General features: G+C 60.6%; 16 protein-coding genes and 1 riboswitch. Of the genes, 5 read left to right on the top strand and 11 right to left on the bottom strand.

Translation table 11 applies throughout. The annotated features are described in order from the left end of the window. Positions 1–149 precede the first annotated feature (149 nt). The 4 genes from ND528_RS05650 to ahcY form a co-directional block, all read right to left on the bottom strand. On the bottom strand, positions 150–962 hold the full coding sequence (locus tag ND528_RS05650; RefSeq protein ID WP_263469881.1) for a substrate-binding periplasmic protein: 813 nt from the start codon (positions 960–962) through the stop codon (positions 150–152). An 87-nt stretch (positions 963–1,049) separates the two neighbouring features. Continuing rightward, positions 1,050–2,132 carry a hypothetical protein gene (locus ND528_RS05645; protein WP_263469880.1) on the bottom strand — a complete coding sequence of 361 codons (1,083 nt, stop codon included), beginning with the start codon at positions 2,130–2,132 and terminating at the stop codon, positions 1,050–1,052. A 74-nt stretch (positions 2,133–2,206) separates the two neighbouring features. Further along, a complete protein-coding gene (gene metF, locus ND528_RS05640) occupies positions 2,207–3,052 on the bottom strand; it encodes a methylenetetrahydrofolate reductase [NAD(P)H] (RefSeq protein WP_137214290.1) in 846 nt (281 codons plus the stop codon). A 187-nt stretch (positions 3,053–3,239) separates the two neighbouring features. Next, positions 3,240–4,649: an adenosylhomocysteinase gene (gene ahcY, locus ND528_RS05635; protein ID WP_016772771.1), complete on the bottom strand. Its 1,410-nt coding sequence runs from the start codon at positions 4,647–4,649 to the stop codon at positions 3,240–3,242. Positions 4,650–4,672: 23 nt separating this feature from the next. Continuing rightward, positions 4,673–4,771, bottom strand: a riboswitch (S-adenosyl-L-homocysteine riboswitch). 198 nt (positions 4,772–4,969) lie between these two features. On the opposite strand from ahcY, the gene ND528_RS05630 reads away from it, so the two are divergent. Further along, a complete protein-coding gene (locus ND528_RS05630; RefSeq protein WP_016772772.1) occupies positions 4,970–5,374 on the top strand; it encodes an acyl-CoA thioesterase in 405 nt (134 codons plus the stop codon). Between the two features lie 238 nt (positions 5,375–5,612). Continuing rightward, positions 5,613–6,500 (top strand): formate/nitrite transporter family protein, encoded by an 888-nt coding sequence (locus ND528_RS05625; RefSeq protein WP_212617336.1) that lies wholly within the window; start codon positions 5,613–5,615, stop codon positions 6,498–6,500. Here the strand turns inward: ND528_RS05625 and ND528_RS05620 are convergent, their stop codons facing one another. Continuing rightward, positions 6,501–7,766, bottom strand: coding sequence for a cation:proton antiporter (locus ND528_RS05620; RefSeq protein ID WP_024014630.1), 1,266 nt, complete (start codon positions 7,764–7,766; stop codon positions 6,501–6,503). Between the two features lie 360 nt (positions 7,767–8,126). Continuing rightward, entirely contained in the window at positions 8,127–9,296 is a 1,170-nt protein-coding gene (locus tag ND528_RS05615; protein WP_263469879.1) for an MFS transporter, read from the bottom strand. A 332-nt stretch (positions 9,297–9,628) separates the two neighbouring features. On the opposite strand from ND528_RS05615, the gene ND528_RS05610 reads away from it, so the two are divergent. Continuing rightward, entirely contained in the window at positions 9,629–10,012 is a 384-nt protein-coding gene (locus tag ND528_RS05610; RefSeq protein WP_130911654.1) for an MAPEG family protein, read from the top strand. A 90-nt stretch (positions 10,013–10,102) separates the two neighbouring features. Here ND528_RS05610 and mltA read toward each other — a convergent pair whose 3' ends face one another. Further along, positions 10,103–11,275 (bottom strand): murein transglycosylase A, encoded by a 1,173-nt coding sequence (gene mltA / locus ND528_RS05605; protein ID WP_212617334.1) that lies wholly within the window; start codon positions 11,273–11,275, stop codon positions 10,103–10,105. A 128-nt stretch (positions 11,276–11,403) separates the two neighbouring features. Here mltA and ND528_RS05600 point away from each other — a divergent pair, with 128 nt between their 5' ends. Further along, a complete protein-coding gene (locus ND528_RS05600) occupies positions 11,404–11,853 on the top strand; it encodes a c-type cytochrome (RefSeq protein WP_137214286.1) in 450 nt (149 codons plus the stop codon). Positions 11,854–11,972: 119 nt separating this feature from the next. On the opposite strand, the gene ND528_RS05595 is transcribed toward ND528_RS05600, so the two are convergent. From ND528_RS05595 to ND528_RS05580, 4 genes are all read right to left on the bottom strand, one after another. Continuing rightward, positions 11,973–12,368, bottom strand: a complete 396-nt coding sequence (locus ND528_RS05595) for a DUF1090 domain-containing protein (RefSeq protein ID WP_263469878.1) — start codon at positions 12,366–12,368, stop codon at positions 11,973–11,975. Positions 12,369–12,465: 97 nt separating this feature from the next. Next, positions 12,466–14,142, bottom strand: coding sequence for an NAD-dependent DNA ligase LigB (gene ligB / locus ND528_RS05590; RefSeq protein WP_263469877.1), 1,677 nt, complete (start codon positions 14,140–14,142; stop codon positions 12,466–12,468). Positions 14,143–14,363: 221 nt separating this feature from the next. Next, the gene (metK, locus tag ND528_RS05585; RefSeq protein WP_024014624.1) at positions 14,364–15,554 is read right to left on the bottom strand and encodes a methionine adenosyltransferase; all 1,191 of its coding nucleotides are present in this window, start codon (positions 15,552–15,554) and stop codon (positions 14,364–14,366) included. Positions 15,555–15,572: 18 nt separating this feature from the next. Then, the gene (locus ND528_RS05580; RefSeq protein WP_130911658.1) at positions 15,573–16,568 is read right to left on the bottom strand and encodes an ArsR/SmtB family transcription factor; all 996 of its coding nucleotides are present in this window, start codon (positions 16,566–16,568) and stop codon (positions 15,573–15,575) included. Positions 16,569–16,827: 259 nt separating this feature from the next. Between ND528_RS05580 and tkt the strand changes: the two genes are divergently transcribed. Then, on the top strand, positions 16,828–18,825 hold the full coding sequence (gene tkt, locus ND528_RS05575) for a transketolase (RefSeq protein ID WP_024014622.1): 1,998 nt from the start codon (positions 16,828–16,830) through the stop codon (positions 18,823–18,825). Positions 18,826–18,941 lie beyond the last annotated feature (116 nt).

Below are 18,941 nucleotides of genomic sequence, written 5' to 3'. Positions count from 1 at the left end.
CAATCCCGTCCGGTCCAGCGGCGGTTCCGAAGGCACGTCAGGAGCGCTCGCGCGGGCTGGAAGCTGCGCTGTAGCGGGTCGAGAGGCCTGTTACGGTTCCGGGCGTCCGGGCGTGAGCCTGGCGGGAACGCCGGAGTATAACAGAGCAATCACTGCGCGCTGCTTTCCTGCTGCTCAACGGTTTTGCCGCCAACCGTGGCGTCACGCAGTGACGCGCTATCAACCGGCGCAGCACCGTAACGTGCGCTGAGCTCGGCGTAGGCCGGTTCGCGCTTGAAACGCTTGAGCTCTGCACCAAAGCGCTGCACCAGCAAGTCCATGCCGGCATTGCGCCGAACCGCAAGAAACTGGCTCTGGCGGCTGATAACCGTCGGGTTTTCGGTGATCAGATCGCGGATATTCAATTCATCGAGCAAATGCTGGCCGACGCGGCGATCGGTAATCAGCAGATCGATACGCCCGCGTACCAGTTTGCCGAAGTTGGCTTCATGGGTCGGCGCAGGTTCACGGGTAAACAGCTGCGACCGGCTGAAGTCAGGGCTGTACAGATAGCCCGGCGAGGTGCCGATGGTCAGGCCTTTGAGTTGTTCGAGGGTGGTGAAAGGGTGCGGCCGATCATTGGCGTAGAACATTACGAATTCAACGTCGGACAGCGGCTCGCTGGGGTAAAGCAGGGTGGCGTCGCGCTCGGCGCTGTGAAAGATGTCCAGCGCACCGTCGGCCTGACCGGTTTCGAGCATCGACAGGCAGCGCTTCCATGGCAGGAACTGCCACTCGACTTCAATGCCCAGACGCTTGAACACGATGGCGGTGGTTTCGTAGTCCAGGCCGAGATTCTGCCCGCCCTGCTCGTACACATACGGCGCCCACGGCTCGGTGACAATACGCAACTTCTCCCCCCGGGCGCCGACGCTCAGGCAAGTCAGAAGAATAACGCTCAGCAGTTGGGCAATAAGGGGCATGGCCTGAGGTTAGTACGCGAAACGCCTGATGAGAAGCTCTGGCATGCATGTTTCGCGCAGACCCCAGGCGCAATGGCCGCCATGGTCTTATTTGCTCGAGGTTTTCAGCAGGTGTTTATGAACCTTGGCGTGGCGCGCACCGAGAATCCGCTTGACCAGACCACGACTGAACCAGTCCCTGAGCAAGTGCTTGCAGACCGGCTTGCCGATGCGTTGCTGCTGGTTTTCCAGCGCCTTGTCCCACCAGACCGGTGCACACGCCTGATCGAACTCGTTGGGGTGGTCATAGCAACCGTAAAGGATTTCGCGAATGAACTGACGCAGATGTGCCGGCAGCAGCAGCGTGATGAGCTTGTAGAACATTCGCTGCAGTCGCGGCGGTCGAGGCAGTTGTGGTGACACACGCCGGGTGTCGTCCAGCGCAGCTTCGCCCGTCGGGTTGTCGCCATGTTTGGCGACCCAGGCCTGAACCTTGGCCCTGAACAGATGTTTGCGGCTCCAGTAATGGTGAATCAGATCCGGGCACTTGTTGACGTCCAGCGTGCGATAGGCGGCCACCGACAGGCAGAACTCTTCAAGGGTGTAGGCGCCCTGTGCCGACGGAAACAGCTCATCGATCAAGGCGATGGAGCGGTCGAGCACGTGTGCGTCCTGCCGGTGCAAGCCAATGACCCCGGAGTTGAGCAGGCGCATATGATCGTCAGTCAGGCCTTTGTCCAGCAGGGTTGCCGACAGCGTGCGGTAGAGCAGGCTCATCTTGTTGTCGCCATAGCGGGCGTAATAGTCGTTGCACAGCAGCGTGCCGGGCTGAACCCGCTCGAACAGTTTCAGCGGCGAGCAGTGGAAAAACGTATCGGTGTCGATCAGCAGCGCCGTTTCATGCTCTTCAAGTACCGAGCGCAGCGCGACATGCTTGATGCGGAAGTGATAACCGTGGGGCTCGCTCCATTTTTGGCGCGTTTCGGCGTCCAGAGGGCGAACGCGCACAGGAAGATGCGCATAGGGTTGCGGATTGTCGCTGAAAACCTGGATATCGATCGCGGCATCCGGCGTCTCGCGCAACCACGCCAGCGCACTGGCGATGCTGAAAACAGCTTCCTGATGGTAGGTCTCGGCACCGAAAACCAGATAAACCAGTTGAGGGCGTGTTTTTGTTTGCGCGCAGATCATTGACGACAACATTCCATTTGGTGCTTTTCATTGAAAAGGCCCGGTAAGGGCCTTTTTTATCGCATGGAAAACCTTCAGCGCGGCAGCTTGAGGTTGTTCCAGATCGCCAGGCTAGGTTCGGCCTGGTTCATCGAGTAGAAGTGCAGCCCCGGCGCGCCGCCCTGAAGCAGGCGTTCGCACATCTCGCTGACGACTTGTTCGCCAAAGCGTTGAATGCTTTGCGTGTCATCACCGTAGGCTTCCAGTTGCTTGCGGATCCAGCGCGGAATTTCCGCACCGCAGGCATCGGAGAAGCGCGCGAGTTTGCTGTAGTTGGTGATTGGCATGATCCCCGGCACGATCGGCAGATCCACGCCCAGCGCCTGCAAACGGTCGACGAAGTAGAAGTAGCTGTCGGCGTTGAAGAAGTACTGGGTGATCGCGCTGTCGGCACCGGCCTTGGCCTTGCGCACGAAGTTGGCGAGATCGTCTTCGTAGTTGCGCGCTTGCGGATGCATCTCCGGGTAAGCGGCGACTTCGATGTGGAAATGATCAGCGGTTTCTTCACGAATGAATTCCACCAGCTCGTTGGCGTGACGCAGCTCACCGCTGGTCATGCCCATGCCGGACGGCAGGTCGCCACGCAGGGCAACGATGCGCTTGATGCCGGCAGCCTTGTATTCGTTCAGCAGGCCGCGCAGGTCGTCCTTGCTGTCACCAACGCACGACAGGTGCGGAGCGGCGGGAACTTTGACTTCGCTTTCCAGCTGCAGCACGGTGTTGAGCGTGCGATCACGGGTCGAACCGCCAGCGCCGTAGGTGCAGGAAAAGAAATCCGGGTTGTAGGTGGCCAACTGACGGGCAGTGGCAAGCAGCTTTTCTTGCCCGGCATCGGTCTTGGTCGGGAAAAACTCGAAGCTGTAGCGACGGTCTTGGGACATTGGAGGGGACCTCCAGCTGCAAGCTGCAGGCTTCAAGCTGCAAGAGCAGCGGAGGTGCGCTGATCTCTTGTGCTTGAAGCTTGTGGCCTGACGCTGTTTTGAAATAGTGGCAGAGACTCAAGCTACGTACGACAAACTCGGCTTTTGACCTTACTTGCAGCTTGTAGCTTGAAGCTCCCAGCTGCTCTTAGTACCGGTAGGCGTGCGGCTTGAACGGGCCTTCGACGGTGACGCCGATGTAGTCAGCCTGTTGCTTGGTCAGTTGAGTGACCACGCCGCCGAAGCCGCGAACCATTTCCAGGGCCACTTCTTCGTCGAGTTTCTTCGGCAGTACTTCAACGGTCAGACGCTCGGCTTTCTGTGCTGGCGACAGGTCGGCGTACTTCTGGCCGAACAGGAAGATCTGCGCCAGGACCTGGTTGGCGAACGAACCGTCCATGATGCGGCTCGGGTGACCGGTGGCGTTGCCCAGGTTCACCAGACGGCCTTCGGCCAGCAGGATCAGGTAGTCGTCGTTCTGTGGGTCGAAGCTGCCGGCGCCGGTGCGGTGAACCTTGTGCACCTGTGGCTTCACTTCTTCCCATGCCCAGTTCTTGCGCATGAAAGCGGTGTCGATTTCGTTGTCGAAGTGACCGATGTTGCAGACCACGGCGCGCTTCTTCAGGGCTTTGAGCATGTTCGCGTCGCAAACATTGACGTTACCGGTGGTGGTCACGATCAGGTCGATCTTGCCCAGCAGTGCTTTGTCGATGCTCGCTTCGGAACCGTCGTTGATACCGTCGATGAACGGCGAAACCAGTTCGAAACCGTCCATGCAGGCTTGCATGGCGCAGATCGGGTCGACTTCCGACACTTTGACGATCATGCCTTCCTGACGCAGGGACTGGGCCGAGCCCTTGCCCACGTCACCGTAACCGATGACCAGCGCTTGCTTGCCGGACAGCAGGTGGTCGGTGCCGCGCTTGATCGCATCGTTCAGGCTGTGACGGCAGCCGTACTTGTTGTCGTTCTTGGACTTGGTTACCGAGTCGTTGACGTTGATCGCCGGGATCTTCAGCTCGCCCTTGGCCAGCATGTCCAGCAGACGGTGTACGCCAGTGGTGGTTTCTTCGGTCACGCCGTGAACGCGATCCAGCACTTGCGGGTATTTCTTGTGCAGCAGCTCGGTCAAGTCGCCGCCATCGTCGAGGATCATGTTGGCGTCCCATGGCTGGCCATCCTTGAGGATGGTCTGCTCCAGGCACCACTCGTACTCTTCTTCAGTCTCGCCTTTCCAGGCGAACACCGGGATACCGGCAGCAGCGATTGCGGCAGCGGCCTGATCCTGAGTGGAGAAAATGTTGCAGGACGACCAGCGCACTTCGGCACCCAGGGCAACCAGGGTTTCGATCAGCACGGCAGTCTGAATGGTCATGTGGATGCAGCCGAGGATTTTTGCGCCTTTGAGCGGCTGCTCGGCAGCGTATTTGCGGCGCAGACCCATCAGGGCAGGCATTTCCGATTCGGCGATGATGGTTTCGCGACGGCCCCAGGCAGCCAGGGACATGTCGGCAACTTTGTAATCGGTAAAATCGGCAGGCGTGTTGACAGCGCTCATGAAGAGCCTCCATTCGTAATGTATGCGAATGGGCGCCGTTGTGCGTTTAGTGTCCGGCGCAGGCCGGTCAACGCCCCATCCGAGCCTGACAGGTCGAACCTGCTGCAGCGCCCCTCGGACAGGTGGCGGGAAAACGGTAGCCAGTGAACGTTACCGTTTTTTGAAACGGGGGCGATTATAGCCGCCCGGGCTGATCTTCCAAAGGGTTTCTGTCGGCCAGATGAAGATCGCCAATGGCGACCATAGTCGCAGCTGCCTGGAGCCTGACTGAGCAGTCTGCCAAGATGGGCGCATCTTTCGGCAAGCGCTCAGGAGTGAACATGAATTTCCACACCCGCAAATGGGTTAAACCCGAAGACCTCAACCCCAACGGCACCCTGTTCGGCGGCAGCCTGCTGCGCTGGATCGACGAAGAAGCGGCGATCTACGCCATCGTGCAACTGGGCAACCAGCGTGTGGTGACCAAGTACATCTCGGAAATCAACTTCGTCAGCGCCTCGCGCCAGGGCGACATCATCGAACTGGGCATCACCGCCACCGAATTCGGCCGCACCTCGATCACCCTGACCTGCGAAGTGCGCAACAAGATCACCCGCAAGAGCATCCTGACCGTCGAGAAGATGGTGTTCGTCAACCTCGGCGAAGACGGCCTGCCGGCGCCGCACGGGCGGACCGAGATCAAATATGTGAAAGACCAGTTCAAGGATGACGAGGCCGTTCAATAAGATCGGCGGCGCATTCTTCGCGAGCAGGCTCGCTCCCACAGGAATCACCTGTGCCTGTAGGAGCTGCCGAAGGCTGCGATCTTTTGATCTTGTTTCTGAAAATCAAAATCAAAAGATCGCAGCCTTCGGCAGCTCCTACCCTGGATTGGTGTGCATGCAGAGATTTGCGCCGCGCCTACAGAACGTATTCCCAAGCGCAACGGTCGTAGCTACATCCCCCCCCACCGGTTGCCACGCCATGACCACCCCCACCAGCGACAAGACCCCCGACCTCTCGGCCAAGGAGCAGCACGAGGTCGAAAAGAGCCAGCCGCCGCGCGCGGCCGTTCTGCATGAAATCATCCGCACTCAGGGCGATCAGGAACTGGAGCGCAGCATTGCCGCGCTGTGGTGGTCGGCGCTGGCGGCAGGGTTGACCATGGGCCTGTCGCTGATGGGCATGGGATTGCTCAATTCGCGCCTGCCCGACGGCGACGAATTCAAGGTGATCGCCAGTTTCGGCTACTGCGCCGGTTTCCTCGCGGTCATCCTCGCGCGCCAGCAACTGTTCACCGAAAACACCCTGACCGCCGTGCTGCCGGTGATGACCAGGCCGACGCTGAAGAATTTCCTGCGCCTGATCCGTCTGTGGACAGTGGTATTGGTCGGCAACCTCTGCGGGACGATTCTGGTGGCGTACGTGATGCTGGAACTGCCGATTTTCGACAGCAAGACCGACGTCGCCTTCCTCGAAATCGGCCGTAAGGTCATGGAGCACAGCGCCAGTCAGATGTTCGCCAAGGGCATTGTTTCCGGCTGGATGATCGCCACCATGGTCTGGATGATCCCGTCCATGGAGAGCGCGAAGATGTGGATCATCATCCTCATCACCTACTTCATGGCACTGGGCGATTTCACCCACATCGTCGTCGGATCGGCGGAAGTGTCCTATCTGGTGTTTGCCGGCGAGTTGCCGTGGAGTGATTTCTGGGCGGTGTTCGCCGCGCCGACGCTGGCGGGAAATATCATCGGCGGCAGCTTTATCTTCGCGCTGATCAGCCATGCGCAGATTCGCAGTGAAAGCGGTGCGCCGAAGGAGTCTGCGGATCAGGCTGTTGAGCCCGATCCGCAGTCGATCAAGAAATGATCAGTGGTGGGCTGGCTCAGCCACGCTGGCCGGCTCGTTGCGCGTCGCGTGCTTGACCAGTTTGCCGATGGTCAGGCCCTGCAGCAGGATCGACGAGAGCACGACGATGTAGGTGATGCTCAGCAGCAGGTCGCGCTCCGGGCCCAGCGGCAGGGCCAGAGCCAGTGCCACCGACACACCACCGCGCAAACCGCCCCAGGTGAGGATGCGGATGGTGCCAGCCGGCACTGAGCGCCAGCGACGCAGCAAGAGGATCGCCGGGGCCACGGTAAGCAGGCGCGACAGCAGAATCGCCACCGCCAGCAGACCTGCAGCGGCCATGTGCAGCCAGTTGAACGGCAGCAGCAACAACTCCATGCCGATCAGCGCAAACAGCAGCGCGTTGAGCATGTCATCGAGCAACTCCCAGAAACCGTCCAGATAGCGACGGGTCATGTCGTTCATCGCCAGATTGCGCCCGAGGTTACCGATGATCAGACCGGCCACCACCATCGCAATCGGCGCCGAGACGTGCAGTTCGGTGGACATCGCCGAACCGCCGATCACCAGGGCCAGGGTCAGCATCACGGTGATCTGGTGCTGCTCGACGCTTTTGATCATGCGATAGACCAGATAACCGATCAGCCCGCCGAACAACACACCACCAATCGCCTCATGGACGAAGAGCATGGCCGTGGCGCTGACGGTCGGGGTTTCGCCCAGTTGCGCGATGCCCAGCAGCACGGTGAAGACCACCACCGCCGTGCCGTCGTTGAACAGAGATTCGCCGACGATGGTGGTTTTCAGTGGTTTCGAGGCGTTGGCGGTACGCAGTACGCCGAGCACGGCAATCGGGTCGGTCGGTGAGATCAGCGCGCCGAACAACAGGCAGTAGAGGAAACTGACGTGCCAGCCGAACAGGGCAAAAATGTAGAAGGCCAGGCTGCCGATCACCACGGTGGCGATCAACACGCCGAAGGTCGCCAACAGGCCGATCGGCCAACGGTAGCTGCGCAAGTCATTCAAGTTGACGTGCAGGGCGCCGGCGAACAGCAGGAACGAGAGCATCCAGTTCATCAGCAGATCGCCGAAGTCGATCTGGCCGATCAGTTGTTGCACGCGGTCTTCCAGACCGGGGAAGCCGAGGACGCTGAGGCCTTGCAGGAGCAGTGAGAACAGCAGGGCGGTAACCATCACGCCGATGGTCGGCGGCAGGCCGATAAAGCGGAAATTGACGAAGGTCAGGAGGGTGGTGAGGCAGATGAAAGCGGCGACGAGTTCAAGCATCCGGGGTCCTTTGGATGGAGAGTGAATGGAGCGCGACCGGAGTCTGGACGCAGGGGTTTGATGGGGCGGGGTTGACTGAGGGCACATTCGAATTGCGCGTCACGCCCAGCAGCCCCTCACCCCAGCCCTCTCCCAGAGGGAGAGGGAGCCGACCGAGGTGTCTGGCGAGGTGCATCGACCTGGATGACCGGGTCGAGCGCGGCGAACTCTTCCAGCCAGAAGCCGGTTTTCTTGCCGGTGTTGCCGATCATGGATTCAGCGAAGCACGGTCAGGTCGGCGCAGCTCTCAAGCATCCCCCGATCAGTCCCCTCTCCCTTTGGGAGAGGGCTAGGGTGAGGGCTCTATCCGACACACCACGATCAGCCAGACACATTGACCGCACTCGCCCGCCGACGTTGCAGGTAAATGAACAACAGCGCCGTCAGCACCGTCAGCACGCCAACCAGCGCCCCGGTCCATGGCAGGTCCGCCAGATCCGCGCCGCTGGCAACCACCAGTCCACCGATCCAGGCACCTGCTGCGTTGCCCAGATTGAACGCGCTTTGGTTCAGCGTCGAACCCAGATTCGGCGCTTCGTGCGCCTGATCGATGATCAACAGCTGCAGAATCGGGCACAGCGCAAAGGCGAAAATTCCCCACAGCACCAGGGTAATCGCCGCCGGAATCACCGCGCGGCTGGTCTGGCTGAACGCCGCGAGAATCACCACGACTGCCAGCGCAACGCCGACCAGCGACGGCAGCAAGCGGCTATCAGCCAGGCGCCCGCCGAGCATGCTGCCCGCTGTCAAGCCGACGCCGAACAACAGCAGCATCACCGTCACGCCGTGGGGGCTGACGCCAGTGATGTCTTGCAGGATCGGAGCGATATAGGTGAACACGCTGAACAGGCTGGTCGAGGCCAGCACGCTCATACCCAGCGCCAGCAGCACGTTGGCCTTGCCCAGCACTTTGAATTCGCTCGCGAGATTGGCCTTGTCCATCGCGATGTGTTTCGGCAACCACAACCACTGCGCCAGCGCGGCAACAACGCCAATTACCGATACCGCCCAGAAGGTCGAGCGCCAGCCAGCGTATTGGCCCAGCGCTGTGCCCAATGGCACGCCGAGGACGTTGGCCAGGGTCAGGCCGGTGAACATCATTGCAATGGCTTGCGCGCGTTTGTTCGGCGCAACCAGGCCGGCGGCAACCACCGAGCCAATGCCGAAAAACGCCCCGTGACACAGCGCTGTGACCACGCGCGCCGCCATCAGCGTCGCATAGTTCGGCGCGAGCGCGCAGAGCACGTTGCCGAGGATGAACATCAGCGTCATGCCCAGCAGTGTCGCTTTGCGCGGCATATTGGCGGTGCCGATCGCCAGGATCGGTGCGCCGAACACCACGCCCAGGGCGTAACCGGTGATCAGCAGCCCGGCGTGAGGAATGCTCACCGCCAGATCGCGGGCGACGTCGGGCAGCAGGCCCATGATGACGAATTCGGTGGTGCCGATGCCGAACGCGGCAACGGCAAGTGCAAGCAAAGCGAGGGGCATGCGCAAGGTCTCTGTCGGTAGTCTTGACGCTTTGATCAGGCATACGCGTGCCAGCGACCGTTTTCGAAGAAAGCGGAGCAGGCAGCTTTTATTGGAGTTTTTTGGTGTGCAGCTGAGTACGGCGTGGTGGGTTGCAGTATAAACAGCTGCTGACACATGGCGAATCAATAATCTGACTAATCGACGGCGCGCTGGAAGTGCCGTGTTATATCCAGCTGAAAGAACCTTTCTGCCGGGCGCGGCTCTTAGCCTGTGGGCAGGTGCTGATCGGCATGCTGGTGATGAATTTCTGATCGCTCGCCAATTTCTCCAATCGAAAAAAGGACGACGTTATGACAGTGGCTCTGTGGTGTGTGTTGATCGCGATTTTCCTGCCGTACGTGTGCACGATCGTGGCGAAGGCCACCGGCGGTTTCCGCCTCAAGGACAATTATGATCCACGGGACTTTCTCGACAGCGTCAATGGCGTCGCCCGTCGCGCCCACGCCGCGCAACTGAACAGCTTTGAAGTAACGCCTGCGTTTGCCGCTGCGGTGATCGTTGCCCACCTGGTCGGCACTGCGCAGCTGGTGACGGTCAATGTGCTGGCCGTGCTGTTTATCACCAGTCGCCTGCTGTACATCATCTGCTACCTGGCTGACTGGGCAGCACTGCGTTCGGTGGTGTGGTTTATCGGGATGGGGCTGATTGCTTCGTTTTTCTTTGTGTCCATTTAAAAGCAAGGTCAAAAGATCGCAGCCTGCGGCAGCTCCTACAGAGGAATGCATACTCCTGTAGGAGCTGCCGAAGGCTGCGATCTTTTGCTTTTAGGGTTTGTCAGCCACCTGCGGCACTTGCGGCAACTCTTGTCCTTTAGGCCAGAGCATCCAGATCTGCCCCTGCTGCTTCATGTCCCCGGCCAGTTGCCCGGCCGCATCACCCGTGCCCCAGAACAGATCCGCGCGCACCTCGCCGGCAATCGCGCCGCCGGTATCCTGCGCCGCGACCGGGCGCACCAGTGGGGTGCCATCCGGCTTGGTGGTCGACAGCCATAACAGACTGCCCAACGGAATCACCTTGCGATCCACCGCCGCGCTGTAGCCGGCGGTCAGCGGTACGTTCAGCGAGCCGCGTGGCCCTTCGTTGCTGTCCGGGTTGCGGGTGAAGAACACGTAGCTCGGGTTGCTGGCCAGCAGTTCCGGGATGCGCGTCGGGTTGGCCTTGGCCCAGTCGCTGATTGCGGTCATGGTCACGTCTTCTTTCTTCAGCTCGCCTTGCTCGACCAGCCAGCGACCGATCGGGCGATACGGGTGGCCGTTCTGATCGGCGTAGGCGATGCGCAATTGTTTGCCGTCCTCGGTCTGAATCCGGCCCGAGCCCTGAATCTGCAAGAATTGCAGATTCATCGGATCAGTCAGATAGGCGACCACTGGCGCTTTCACGCCTTTGGATTCAATGGTCGCCGCGTCGTCGTAAGGCTTGAGCACGCGACCTTCGAGGCGGCCGCGCAGGCGCTTGCCTTTCAATTCCGGGTAGATGCTGTCGAGCGAGACGATGATCATGTCTTCCGGCACGCCGTACACTGGCACGTTCGCCGTTGCGGTGGGCGTCAGGCTGCCGGGGTACACCGGTTCGTAGTAGCCGGTGATCAGACCATTGGGGTTGTCATTCTCGGCGCGCAGGCCGTAGACATCGAGATTCTGCTTGAGGAATGCACGAATCTCGGCGGCGCTTTGCGGCACATTCACCGCTGCAGCGCAGGTCGGCCCCCAGACTGTGTCGGCTTTGAGTCGGGTGCAGGCGCTGCGCCACGAGCCGAAACCGGCGACCAGATCGCTGTCGGAGACCGCTGGCAACGCTTCCCAGGTCGCGCTGGAATAAGTGGCCAGCGCATGGGTTTTCGGTTTGGCGCTGTCGCCGCCTGTGCAACCGGCGAGGATGGCGAGCAGTGGAAGGGTGACGATAAGCGGGTGACGCCAGGCCGTGAAGCGGCTGTTCATGGAGTGATTCCTGTGCCGGTTGGCCGAGTGCTCCATGCGCTCGACCAACCCGTATTTTTAATAGGGCTATTGGTGTTTGGCGGTGAGCCGAGGATACTGGCCGCCGATTTCCGCGACCTGAAGCCACCATGACTCTGAAACCCATTGCTGTTGTATTGCTGGCCTGCCTGGCTTTGTCCGCCTGTGGCGGTGTCGACCCGAATTCGCCGCTGGGTCAACGCAAGGCCATCTTCAAGCAGATGCTCAAGACCAGCGAAGACCTCGGCGGCATGTTGCGCGGGCGCATTGCCTTCGACGGGCCGAAATTTGCCGAGGGCGCGGTCAGACTTGATGCGTTGGCCCATGAGCCGTGGAAGCATTTTCCGCAGGTGCGCGAGGAAGATCACACCAGCGCCAAAGATGATGTCTGGCAGAAACAGGCGCGTTTTCAGGAACTGGCCCGCGCCCTCGAGACAGCCACCGGTGAATTGGTGGTCGCCAGTCAGGTTCAGCCGTACAAGGCCAGCAATCTTGGGCCGGCAGTGCAGAAAGTTGAAGATGCCTGCAGTGCTTGCCATAAAGAGTTTCGCGATCATTGATTTGTGTCGCTTGAGCTGAACCTTCGCGAGCAGGCTCGCTCCCACAGGGGATATGCATTCCAATGTGGGAGCGAGCCTGCTCGCGAAAGCGGTCTGCCATTCCCCTCCAGACTAATCTCTTACTTATCGATTTCGTCCAGCGCTTCCTGCAGTTCCTTGCGCGACTCGGCGAGCTTCTCCTTGCGCTTGTTGATCTTCTCCGGATCGCCCTTCTTCATGGCCTTGTCGAGGTCCGCCTGACGCTGGCTCACCTCATGCTTGGCCTCAAGCACTTTGTTCTCACGTTCTTTTTTCAGCCCGGCGTCGGTGCAGTGTTCATTGACTTCACGCAGAGCGGTTTCCAGGCCTGCCTGCTGCTCCATGTTGCCGCGCGACTTGGCCTGTTCGATCTGATTGATGATGCCCTGCTTCTTGGCAGCGCAACCGGTCGGGCCCGGGCCGTCTTCTTCGGCCATGACCGGAGCGGCCATGACGCCGCAAAGAGTAAGCAGGGCGAGCGGTGCGAGAAATTTCATAAAAGCTCCATGTGCAAAGGCAATCGGGGTTGGAGGGCACTGCGCTGTTGGAGCGTCTGGCCGGCCGTTGGGTTCCCGTCGGGCGGGGATTGCATGTTCAGAAGCCGTCGATTCCGGCGGCTTTCAGAGTTTCACTCAAAGCCACTACCTGCGGGTCGCGAAAGAATGCACTCAGTTGCGCGGCGCGTCCCGGGCCGATGCCGGCTTCTGCCTGCCATTGTTCAGTGTCGCGTTGTGCCAGGGCCTGCCACGAATCGTCCAGTTGTGCCTGTCCGGTCGGCGGCATGCCCAGGGCTTTCAACCATCGAGCAAACGGCTGTTGCCGCGCGCCGTGAAAACTATGGATCAGACGTGCGCTACTGCGCTCGCCGAGGCCGGCAATGTTAGCAAGCTCTGACGCATCGAGGGTCAGCCAATCCAGCAGGTGTTTCAGGCGGCCTGTTTCCAAAAGTTTCTCCCAGGTGCCACGCCCGACATGTTGCATGGCCAGGCCCTGCTTGCCACCGAGCCAGGTCAGACGCGCGAGAAACTGGCTTTCACACCCCGGCGTCGGTTGCCAGCAGCTCAGTACGTGGTAATCGCCGACATCGGGAATGCTGATGTCTGCCCGTTCGCTGGTGCGCAGCACGACACTGTCCAGGCGCGGAATGGTCAGCCCGGCCAGACTGATTGCCACCTGATCGCCGGGGCGAATGTCGAGGGTTTGCCAGCGCTTGAGCGAGCTGACGCTGACCCGTTTGATTTCGCGGTCATCGAGTCTGACTGGCAGTAGTTCCAGCACCGGCGTGATTCGCCCGGTGCGGCCGATTTTGAAGTTGACCTTGCGCACTTGGGCCAATGCCTGGGCGAAAGGGTATTTCCAGGCGATCGCCCAATACGGCGCGCGAGCCTGCCAGCGTTCGGCAGGGGGCCGTTGGCTCTGACGCAGCACCACGCCGTCGCTGGCAAAGGGCAGGGGCGAGCGATACCAGTGCTCGCGCCATTTTTGCGCGTCTTCGAATCGGCTGACGGGCTGTGTAAAGGGCTCGGTTGTGGCGAACCCCAATGTCTGAAGTTCGGACAGTCTTTTCGGCAGCCGCACAGGACCTTGCGGCCAGTCCCATACAAACAGACCGATCCCGGCGGCCTGGTCGGCATCCAGGGATTTGCGCCCCATCAGCCCGGCGATGGTGGCGCGGGCATTGACGCTGCCGGACTGTGATTGAACATGCGCGCTCAGGCGCCAATAGAGTTCGCCCTGTACCAGCAGATCCCGTGGCTGCCTCAAACGTTGCGGAATGGCTGCAATCCTGCGGGCGGAGGCGGTCCAGTCCTGGCCGTTGACCCCGTCACCGCGACTGATCGCCTGCTGCAATATTCCCTGGCGGTAGATCAGCGTGACAGCCACGCCGTCGACCTTGGGCTGCACCCAGACGTTCTGGCGATCGCGCAACCAGTGGGCGACGTCTTCGGCTTTGTGCAGCTTGTCCAGGCCGGTGTGGGCGATGGGGTGGGTGACCGGGCCGGACGCGGTGCGCAACGGCTGCGGGGATGAGGGTTGGTTGAAACAGGCTTGCCATTCTTTCAGCCGTAGCTGGGACTGGTCATAGAGTTCGTCGCTGATCAATGAGCGGCCTTCGCGATGATAGGCTTCGTCCCATTGGTCGATCCGGTTTTGCAGCAGCGTGATTTCGCGTTGGGCTTGGGATAAGGGCCAGTCGGGGCAATTTGCTTGGCTGACGAGGGTAATGAGTGCCAGCAGGAAGGCCAGCAACAGGCGCAGTGTGAAGAGCATCGTTGAGCGTCCTTGCTCGGGGGTGATGCTTGAAGGGTAGGTGAGGATTCGAAATGCGTTACCGAGGGTGTTTTTCGAGGTGTTTCCGGATTCTGAATTGACGTTGCATGGGCGGGCGCCTTCGCGAGCAGGCTCGCTCCCACACGGATCTCAAAAATCTGTCAGGCATGAAAAAGCCCCGCACGGCGCAAACCGTACGGGGCTTTCATGCAGCCAGGGGGTTACAGGCCAGCGGCAGAACGCAGGGCGTCGGCGCGGTCGGTTTTTTCCCAGGTAAACGTGGTGAAGCTGTCTTCGCCAACGGTCTTGGTCTGCGGCGCACGACCGAAGTGGCCGTAGGCTGCGGTTTCCTGGTACATCGGGTGCAGCAGGTCGAGCATGGTGGTGATTGCGTATGGACGCAGGTCGAACACTTCACGCACCAGTTTGATGATCTTGTCATCGCTGATCTTGCCGGTGCCGAAGGTGTTCAGCGAGATCGACGTAGGCTGGGCCACACCGATCGCGTAGGAAACCTGAATCTCGCAACGCTCGGCCAGGCCGGCTGCAACGATGTTCTTGGCCACGTAACGGCCAGCGTAGGCAGCCGAACGGTCAACCTTCGATGGATCCTTGCCGGAGAACGCGCCGCCGCCGTGACGGGCCATGCCGCCGTAGCTGTCGACGATGATCTTGCGACCGGTCAGACCGCAGTCACCTACCGGGCCGCCAATGATGAACTGGCCGGTCGGGTTGATGTGGAACTGGGTGTCCTTGCTCAGCAGTTCGGCAGGCAGTACGTGCTTGACGATCAGCTCCATCACGCCTTCGCGCAGGTCTTTGTACGAGACTTCCGGGTTGTGCTGGGTCGACAGAACAACAGCGTCGATGCCGACAACCTTGCCGCCTTCGTAACGGCAGGTCACTTGCGACTTGGCATCCGGACGCAGCCAAGGCAGCAGGCCCGACTTGCGTGCTTCAGCCTGACGCTGCACCAGCTGGTGCGAGAAGGTGATCGGCGCTGGCATCAAAACGTCGGTTTCGTTGCTGGCGTAGCCGAACATCAGGCCCTGGTCGCCGGCGCCCTGATCTTCAGGCTTGGCGCGGTCAACACCCTGGTTGATGTCAGGGGACTGCTTGCCGATGATGTTCATCACGCCGCAGGTCGCGCCGTCGAAGCCGACTTCGGAGCTGGTGTAGCCGATGTCGCAGATCACGTCACGAACGATCTGCTCCAGGTCGACCCAGGCGCTGGTGGTCACTTCACCGGCAACGATGGCCACGCCGGTCTTGACCAGGGTTTCCACGGCCACGCGAGCGTGTTTGTCCTGGGCAATAATGGCGTCCAGCACCGCATCGGAAATCTGGTCGGCGATTTTGTCCGGATGTCCTTCAGACACGGACTCGGAGGTGAAGAGGGAGTATTCGCTCATCTCGATGTTTTCCTGAATTTACCGATGGTGAGTGTCGCCAGCCGGTCGCTGAAAGTGGCGAACCTGGATCTGGAAACCATTACGTAAGCCTACATAGAGGCTTTCCCCGGGAACGAGTCCCGCAGCGGTGGCCCAACGGGCCAGATCGTCCTGTTCAAACCCCAACCAGAGATCACCGCAGGCCTCCCTGGCCCAACTCTGGTTGTGGCTACATAACTCTGTCACGAGCAGGCTACCGCCCGGTTGCAGCAAGTCGGCCATGTGCCTGAGCGCATCGGCCGGGGCGGCGAAATGGTGCAGGACCATATTCAACACCACGCAATCGGCTTGAAGGCTTGTGCCGTTCAATGCATCGGCCAATTGCAGGCTGACGTTAGCCAGCTGTTCACGTTCACACACCTGGCGCGCCAGTTCGAGCATCGCCGGGCTGTTGTCCAGCGCGGTTACGGTGCCGAAGCGACGGGCCAGTTCCGGCAGAAAAGCACCATCGCCGGGGCCGACTTCAATGGCCGTGGCTGCACCATCGAAGTTCAGTTTGTCGAGCAGGGCCAGCACGCTGTCACGGTACTGCGGCAGGCCTGCGATCAAATCCTGCTGGGCACGGAATTTTTCCGCGACCCGGGCGAAAAAGTCCCGGCTGGCGGCGGCACGCTGACCATGAACCTGCTCGATGCGTGCTTGCACTTCATCAGGCAGATGCAGATTGTCGACTTCTTCCAGCAATGCCGCGTGCAGCTTGCCGCCGAGCAATTCGCTGTGGGGCAGGGCGCGACGATAGAAAATCGCGTTGCCCTCACGGCGTGTCGCCACCAGATCGGCTTGCGCCAGCACCTTGAGGTGATGGCTCATGCCCGACTGGCCGATGCCGAAAATCTGCGCCAGCTCCAGCACGCCAAACGAATCGTTGGCCAGCGCGCGCAATACATTCAGCCGCAGCGGATCGCCGCCGGCCTTGCACAGGGCCGCCAGCTCGTCGCAATCGTCATGGCGAATGGAAGGCACGCGTAAGTTCATAGGGCTGGCAGTCTAGAGACGGGGGCAAGGCACCGCAAGGCCAATATCAAAAAGTTTTGATATTGCTCGATAAATGGCACTTCTTAGCGGACGGTAGTCTCTACAAACGAATAGCGGAAAGGTTTCACCAAGCGAAACCTGTGCTATCGATTGGAAAAACGCCTGCCGATGACTATCTGTCATTGCCCCGAGGCGCATGGGTGAGGGAAAATGCCCTCCTTTTTTCCGTTTCAGTCTATTCACACCCAGGAGATCAGCGATGCCTAGCCGTCGTGAGCGTGCCAACGCCATTCGTGCCCTCAGCATGGATGCCGTGCAAAAAGCCAACAGCGGCCATCCCGGTGCCCCTATGGGTATGGCAGATATTGCCGAAGTGCTGTGGCGCGACTACCTCAAACACAACCCGAGCAACCCGTCGTTCGCCGACCGTGACCGCTTCGTGCTGTCCAACGGCCACGGCTCGATGTTGATCTACTCGCTGCTGCACCTGACCGGTTACGACCTGTCGATCGACGACCTCAAGCAGTTCCGTCAACTGCACAGCCGCACTCCAGGCCACCCGGAATTCGGGTACACCCCGGGCGTTGAAACCACCACTGGTCCGCTGGGTCAGGGCCTGGCCAACGCCGTCGGTTTCGCCTTGGCGGAAAAAGTCATGGGCGCGCAGTTCAACCGTCCCGGCCACAACATCGTTGACCACCACACCTATGTGTTCCTCGGTGATGGCTGCATGATGGAAGGCATTTCCCACGAAGTCGCCTCTCTGGCCGGCACGCTGGGCCTGGGCAAGCTGATCGCCTTCTACGATGACAACGGCATTTCCATCGACGGCGAAGTCGAAGGCTGGTTCACCGATGACACGCCGAAGCGTTTCGAAGCCTACAACTGGCAGGTGATCCGCAACGTCGACGGCCACGATCCGGAAGAGATCAAGACCGCCATCGAAACCGCGCGCAAGAGCGCCCAGCCGACCCTGATCTGCTGCAAGACCACCATCGGTTTCGGTTCGCCGAACAAGCAGGGCAAGGAAGACTGCCACGGCGCCCCACTGGGTGACGCGGAAATCGCCCTGACCCGTCAGGCGCTGAACTGGAACCACGGCCCGTTCGAAATCCCGGCCGAGATCTATGCCGAGTGGGACGCCAAGGAAGCTGGCCGCGCGGTCGAAGCCGAGTGGGATCAGCGTTTCGCCGCTTACTCCGCTGCATTCCCGACTGAAGCCAACGAGCTGATCCGCCGTCTGAGCGGCGAGCTGCCGGCCGACTTCTCGGAAAAAGCCTCGGCCTACATCGCCGAAGTCGCGGCCAAGGGCGAAACCATCGCCAGCCGCAAAGCCAGCCAGAACACCCTCAACGCCTTCGGCCCGCTGCTGCCGGAAATGCTCGGCGGTTCGGCTGACCTCGCCGGCTCCAACCTGACCCTGTGGAAAGGCTGCAAAGGCGTCAGCGCTGAAGATGCCAGCGGCAACTACATGTACTACGGCGTGCGCGAGTTCGGCATGACCGCGATCATGAACGGCGTCGCCCTGCACGGCGGTCTGGTGCCTTACGGCGCGACGTTCCTGATGTTCATGGAATACGCACGCAACGCCGTACGCATGTCGGCTTTGATGAAGAAGCGCGTGATCCACGTCTACACCCACGACTCCATCGGTCTGGGCGAAGACGGCCCGACGCACCAGCCAATCGAGCAATTGACCAGCCTGCGCAGCACGCCGAACCTCGACACCTGGCGTCCAGCCGATGCCGTGGAATCGGCAGTGGCCTGGAAAAACGCTCTGGAGCGCAAGGACGGCCCGTCGGCGCTGATCTTCTCGCGGCAGAACCTGCAACATCAGGAACGCGACGCTGGCCAGATTGCCAACATCAGCCGTGGCGGTTATGTGCTCAAGGATTGCGCAGGCGAGCCTGAGCTGATCCTGATCGCCACCGGTTCGGAAGTCGGTCTGGCGGTTCAAGCCTTCGACAAACTGACCGAGCAGGGCCGCAAGGTTCGCGTGGTGTCCATGCCGTGCACCAGCGCGTTCGATGCTCAGGATGCCGAGTACAAGCAGTCGGTGCTGCCGTTGCAGGTCAGCGCACGTATCGCCATCGAAGCCGCCCACGCCGATTTCTGGTTCAAGTATGTGGGTCTGGAAGGTCGCGTGATCGGCATGACCACCTACGGTGAGTCGGCGCCGGCTTCGGCATTGTTCGAAGAGTTCGGTTTTACCCTGGAAAACATCCTCGGTCAGGCTGAAGAGCTGCTGGAAGACTAAATCTGACAGTTATGTTGTCCGGGCTGACGCCTTCGCGAGCAGGCTCGCTCCCACAGGGAAATGCATTCCAATGTGGGAGCGAGCCTGCTCGCGAAAGCGCTGGTTCAGGCAATATC

The organism is Pseudomonas mercuritolerans, assembly GCF_025706525.1.
Taxonomy (GTDB): domain Bacteria; phylum Pseudomonadota; class Gammaproteobacteria; order Pseudomonadales; family Pseudomonadaceae; genus Aquipseudomonas; species Aquipseudomonas mercuritolerans.
This window is presented reverse-complemented; position numbering and strand designations above follow the sequence as displayed.

Bases quoted from the DNA above. Each gene is read 5' to 3' on its own strand.
- ND528_RS05650 (WP_263469881.1), bottom strand. From the start codon at position 962: ATGCCCCTTATTGCCCAACTGCTGAGCGTTATTCTTCTGACTTGCCTG.
- ND528_RS05600 (WP_137214286.1), top strand. From the start codon at position 11,404: ATGACTCTGAAACCCATTGCTGTTGTATTGCTGGCCTGCCTGGCTTTG.
- ND528_RS05625 (WP_212617336.1), top strand. From the start codon at position 5,613: ATGACCACCCCCACCAGCGACAAGACCCCCGACCTCTCGGCCAAGGAG.
- tkt (WP_024014622.1), top strand. From the start codon at position 16,828: ATGCCTAGCCGTCGTGAGCGTGCCAACGCCATTCGTGCCCTCAGCATG.
- ND528_RS05595 (WP_263469878.1), bottom strand. From the start codon at position 12,368: ATGAAATTTCTCGCACCGCTCGCCCTGCTTACTCTTTGCGGCGTCATG.
- ND528_RS05630 (WP_016772772.1), top strand. From the start codon at position 4,970: ATGAATTTCCACACCCGCAAATGGGTTAAACCCGAAGACCTCAACCCC.
- ND528_RS05580 (WP_130911658.1), bottom strand. From the start codon at position 16,568: ATGAACTTACGCGTGCCTTCCATTCGCCATGACGATTGCGACGAGCTG.
- ND528_RS05615 (WP_263469879.1), bottom strand. From the start codon at position 9,296: ATGCCCCTCGCTTTGCTTGCACTTGCCGTTGCCGCGTTCGGCATCGGC.
- ND528_RS05610 (WP_130911654.1), top strand. From the start codon at position 9,629: ATGACAGTGGCTCTGTGGTGTGTGTTGATCGCGATTTTCCTGCCGTAC.
- ligB (WP_263469877.1), bottom strand. From the start codon at position 14,142: ATGCTCTTCACACTGCGCCTGTTGCTGGCCTTCCTGCTGGCACTCATT.
- metF (WP_137214290.1), bottom strand. From the start codon at position 3,052: ATGTCCCAAGACCGTCGCTACAGCTTCGAGTTTTTCCCGACCAAGACC.
- metK (WP_024014624.1), bottom strand. From the start codon at position 15,554: ATGAGCGAATACTCCCTCTTCACCTCCGAGTCCGTGTCTGAAGGACAT.
- mltA (WP_212617334.1), bottom strand. From the start codon at position 11,275: ATGAACAGCCGCTTCACGGCCTGGCGTCACCCGCTTATCGTCACCCTT.
- ND528_RS05645 (WP_263469880.1), bottom strand. From the start codon at position 2,132: ATGATCTGCGCGCAAACAAAAACACGCCCTCAACTGGTTTATCTGGTT.
- ahcY (WP_016772771.1), bottom strand. From the start codon at position 4,649: ATGAGCGCTGTCAACACGCCTGCCGATTTTACCGATTACAAAGTTGCC.
- ND528_RS05620 (WP_024014630.1), bottom strand. From the start codon at position 7,766: ATGCTTGAACTCGTCGCCGCTTTCATCTGCCTCACCACCCTCCTGACC.